General features: G+C 33.7%; 6 protein-coding genes. 5 read left to right on the forward strand and 1 reads right to left on the reverse strand.

Annotated features, from left to right (window positions below; all coding sequences use genetic code 11):
• The first annotated feature begins 314 nt into the window (after window positions 1-314).
• Window positions 315-1,412 carry a type I glyceraldehyde-3-phosphate dehydrogenase gene (locus WGMM_RS00435; protein WP_038248329.1) on the forward strand — a complete coding sequence of 366 codons (1,098 nt, stop codon included), beginning with the start codon at window positions 315-317 and terminating at the stop codon, window positions 1,410-1,412.
• Window positions 1,409-2,170: a twin-arginine translocase subunit TatC gene (tatC, locus tag WGMM_RS00440; RefSeq protein ID WP_038248331.1), complete on the forward strand. Its 762-nt coding sequence runs from the start codon at window positions 1,409-1,411 to the stop codon at window positions 2,168-2,170. The genes WGMM_RS00435 and tatC overlap by 4 nt, the downstream gene beginning before the upstream one ends.
• Before the next feature lie 53 nt (window positions 2,171-2,223).
• Here the strand turns inward: tatC and WGMM_RS00445 are convergent, their stop codons facing one another.
• Complete coding sequence (locus WGMM_RS00445) at window positions 2,224-2,679, reverse strand: arginine repressor (protein WP_038248334.1); 456 nt, start codon at window positions 2,677-2,679, stop codon at window positions 2,224-2,226.
• A gap of 125 nt (window positions 2,680-2,804) precedes the next feature.
• Between WGMM_RS00445 and WGMM_RS00450 the strand changes: the two genes are divergently transcribed.
• The 3 genes from WGMM_RS00450 to WGMM_RS06300 all read left to right on the forward strand — a co-directional run.
• Entirely contained in the window at window positions 2,805-3,539 is a 735-nt protein-coding gene (locus tag WGMM_RS00450) for a substrate-binding periplasmic protein (RefSeq protein ID WP_038248337.1), read from the forward strand.
• A complete protein-coding gene (locus WGMM_RS06295) occupies window positions 3,539-3,883 on the forward strand; it encodes an ABC transporter permease subunit (protein WP_240991790.1) in 345 nt (114 codons plus the stop codon). The genes WGMM_RS00450 and WGMM_RS06295 overlap by 1 nt, the downstream gene beginning before the upstream one ends.
• A partial coding sequence (locus WGMM_RS06300; RefSeq protein ID WP_240991791.1) for an ABC transporter permease subunit occupies window positions 3,855-4,141 on the forward strand: 287 nt, incomplete at its 3' end. The genes WGMM_RS06295 and WGMM_RS06300, both read left to right, overlap by 29 nt.

Here is a 4,141-nt window from a genome sequence, read left to right on the forward strand (position 1 = left end):
TTATAAGCGCGTTCAGCTTATTTAGATAAAAAATCTAGATGTAGATGAAGTTTTGTAAAGACATACAGTATCTATATACTGCAAAAAAATTAAACATAAGACGCCGATACATTAAGTAATCCTTACCTTTTAATCTGCAGATTGGCGAAAGCAAATACAATAGCTTCGCTGTTATGATAAGGGGGCTGGCGGAGTTTGTCAAGCAAGTTTTTAGCCCTGTCTCCTTGCTATAATGTTCATATCGATAGAAAAGCAAAAGAATAAAATGAAATATCAAGTGATATCCTCTATAATTAAATTTTTTGAACGAAGAGATGACGATTCGTGTAGGAATTAATGGTCTGGGTAGAATAGGCAGAGGCGTATTGCGTGCTATTTATGAAATAGAAAAGTATAGTGAGCAAATAGAAGTTGTAGCTGTAAATGGATCGCTCAGTGCAAAGCAGCATGCACATTTGATTAAATATGATTCTATTCATGGCAAATTCAGTGGTAATATTGATTTTAATGAGTCTCAAAATTGGATTTCTATAAATGGCAAAGAGTTTTCTTTATATGGAGAACGTAGCCCTGAAAATATTCCTTGGAATGTTGATGTAATACTTGAATGTACTGGTGCATTCAACAAACGTGAAGAAGCAATAAGGCACAATGCAGAGAAGGTGATTGTCTCTGATCCAGTACCAGACGCTGATGTCACTATAGTTTATGGTGTGAATAACAATATGCTCGAAAAAGGGCATAAAATGATATCAGCAGGTTCTTGCACTACAAATTGCCTTGCTCTGATTGTGAGAGGCCTACCCTCCAGTTTAGGTATAAAAAGCGGTTTTATGACTACTATACATGCCTACACGAATGATCAAAATGTTCTTGATGGTAATCATAAAGATTTGCGTAGAGCAAGAGCTTGCGGACTATCTATGGTGCCAACTACAAACGTGGCAGCAAAAACAATTGGTTCTGTCATCCCTGAATTAAAAGGAAAGCTAGATGGCACTGCCGTCAGAGTTCCAGTTAGCAATGTTTCTAAGGTTGATTTTAAATTTATGACTGATAAGAAAGCGACCGTTGAAGAAATCAATGAAATATTTAAGGATGCAGCTCTCTCCTCTACGTCATTCCAGCGCGTGACGCTGGAATCTAATTTCTGGATCCCAGTGTCAGCTACTCGGATGACATCAGAGGGTACTAGAGTGACAGAGGGTTCTCTAATGTCAAATGTACTTTCTATATGCGTGGAACCTTTAGTCTCAATAGATTTTGTGCATAACCCTTATAGTGCAATTGTGGATTTCACTGGTACATATGTTACAGGTGATATATGCAGGGTTGCAGCGTGGTATGACAATGAGTGGGCTTTTTCGCTGAGAATGTTAGATATAGCATTATTGAGCCATAGTAAAGTATGAATGGAAACCCAAAGAAGTATGCTTCATTTTGTGAGCACTTTGCGGAATTCAGAACAAGAGTTATCTTTTGCTTTCTATTTTTTTGCGTTGCTTTTGGTTTTTGTTACTACTTTAAGGAAAATATATACCGTTTTTTACTTGCAACTTTAATAGAAGCAACAAAAGGTAGCAAAGGTTTTTCTTTAATTTACACAGACTTAACAGAGGCATTTTTTGTGTATCTTAGAGTTGCAATAATGAGTGCACTTTTGCTTTCTTTTCCTGTGTTTGCATGGCAATCCTATATGTTCTTAGCACCTGGGTTATATAAAAGTGAAAGGGCGGTGTTGTTGCCATACTTAATTGCAACACCGGTTTTATTTGTAACGGGAGCTACTGTAGTCTATTACTATATATTTCCTTTAGCCTGGAAGTTTTTCATCAACTTCGAACACAGTGGTAAATCCTTCGATATACCGATAGAGTTTATGCCATCAGTTAGCGAATATTTAGACCTTGTTCTTCAATTTATGTTTGCATTTGGCACTGCATTTCAAATTCCAGTAATACTCACATTGATGGTGAGAGTAGGGTTACTCACTACACAAAGTTTGTCAAATAAACGTAGAATCGCAATAGTGGTAATTTTTATTATTGCTGCAATCTTAACTCCACCTGATGTATTAAGCCAAGTAGGGCTTGCAATACCTATGCTGATTCTATATGAATTGTCCATTCTGATATGTAGGTATATTGAAAAAAAGAAGACAAAGATTTAAACAAAGGAATCCCTCTTATCTCCTTTATATCACATTTTTAACTTACAACATTCTTATTCAGGACTTAAATATGGAAATGTTTCATGAATTGATTGTAATACTTTGTTAAGTTCAGTCTTACTTTTGATGATCAATAATACTGTATCATCACCTGCTATAGTTCCTATAATTCCTATGTTTTTGCTATTATTTAATGAATAAATAACATACTTCTGATCTAGAAAGTAAGCTAGGCTGCTAGCTTGTCCTGGTTGAGTGTGTAGTACTATTAAACCAAAATCCGAAATTTGCATATTAAGTATTAATGGTAATCGATATTGGTTGATGTCAATTACTTTATACATACCAGCAACTTTGGCAATTTTAAGTTCTTTCAATTTTCTTGATAAAGTAGCCTGAGAAATGTTATACCCTCTTTTTTTGAGTAAGGTCTGTAAATCGCTCTGTTCTAAAATTTCATGATTTTGAATAATATTTAAAATATGCTCACCTAGTGTGTTGTCATGCATTATGCATTTTCCTCATATTGAATATGTAATAAGTATATTTGAAATTATATTCATTATTTCTTGACTATTCAATTTTTAATGTCTATATTCGCAAGATGAATAAAATATGAATATAAATTAGTAATATGAAAAAATACATTTTAAATGCTATTATAGCGATAAGTATTCTATTAACAGGATGCGAGGAAGATAAACACGATAATATCATTAGATTTGCAATTTCTGCAGATTATCCACCTTTTGAATATTATGAAAATGGCAAATTTACTGGCTTTGACATTGAGCTTGCTCAATTAGTAGCAAAAGAGTTAGGTAAAGAAGCGATATTTAAAGATATGCAGTCTAGTACTATATTTGCAGCATTGCAAAGTAATTCTGTAGATGCTGCTATATCTACTATTGGTAGCACAGAAGAGCGTGAAAAAAATTTTGATTTTTCAAATAGTTATTATACAGGGGAATTTGGTATTCTATATCACAAAAATAAACCCATAGCCGGTATAAACAACTTAACTCACAAGAAGATAGCCGTTCAACTAGGAACTGTCATGGAAATTTGGCTAAAAGAGCATGTTCCTACAACAGCTCAAATTATTGCTATAGACAATAATAATCAAGCTGTAGAAACATTAAAGTCTGGTCATGTTGATGGCGTCCTAATTGATGAATTCCAAGGTAAAGTATTTAGCAAAAAAAATCCTGGTCTATCATGGTCAGCCATCGCTAAGTCAGATAATGGTTATTCTATTGCTGTGAATAAAGGATCTGATTTAAAGGATAAAATAAACGAGGCGTTAAAAAGTTTAGAAAGTAAAGGTATAATACAAAAGATAGCAGAAAAATGGCTAGGAGATAACTGATGCAAGAATTAATTTCTAATTTCTTGTTTGTTGGAACAGGCCTTGCCTTTACTTTAAAATTATTGATTGGAGGACTGCTTTTAGGTATGAGTCTAGGAGGGTTATTTTCAGTACTCAGATATAATAAGATCTGTATTCCATTAATTAATGGAATTATATCTGTAATACGTGGCACCCCCCTTATATTACAGTTAAGTGTTGTTTATTTTATGACTCCAACCATTGCAGGAATTAAATTAAACATATTTAGTGCTGGCATTATAGCATTTGGTCTAAATAGCTGTGCTTATATTGCTGAGATTTTACGAGCTGGTATTGAAACTATATCAAAAAAACCAGTTTGAAGCAGCCAAAACTTTACAAATACCTAGTTTCTATATGTGGAGAGATATTATATTACCACAAGTTATTAAAAATATTCTTCCTGCAATGATAAATGAGATCATTGCACTCCTTAAAGAAACGGCATTAATCTCTACTATTGGTGGTGTTGATATTATTCGCTCTGCGCAAATGCTTGCAGCAGAACAATTTACTTATTTTATACCACTTTGTCTTGCTGGGGCTTATTATTACGCTCTTGTATTACTAATTGAATATAT

It is taken from the genome of Wolbachia endosymbiont of Glossina morsitans morsitans (genome assembly GCF_000689175.1).
Classification (GTDB): domain Bacteria; phylum Pseudomonadota; class Alphaproteobacteria; order Rickettsiales; family Anaplasmataceae; genus Wolbachia; species Wolbachia pipientis.

Bases quoted from the DNA above. Each gene is read 5' to 3' on its own strand.
- WGMM_RS00435 (WP_038248329.1), top strand. From the start codon at position 315: ATGACGATTCGTGTAGGAATTAATGGTCTGGGTAGAATAGGCAGAGGC.
- tatC (WP_038248331.1), top strand. From the start codon at position 1,409: ATGAATGGAAACCCAAAGAAGTATGCTTCATTTTGTGAGCACTTTGCG.
- WGMM_RS00445 (WP_038248334.1), bottom strand. From the start codon at position 2,679: ATGCATGACAACACACTAGGTGAGCATATTTTAAATATTATTCAAAAT.
- WGMM_RS00450 (WP_038248337.1), top strand. From the start codon at position 2,805: ATGAAAAAATACATTTTAAATGCTATTATAGCGATAAGTATTCTATTA.
- WGMM_RS06295 (WP_240991790.1), top strand. From the start codon at position 3,539: ATGCAAGAATTAATTTCTAATTTCTTGTTTGTTGGAACAGGCCTTGCC.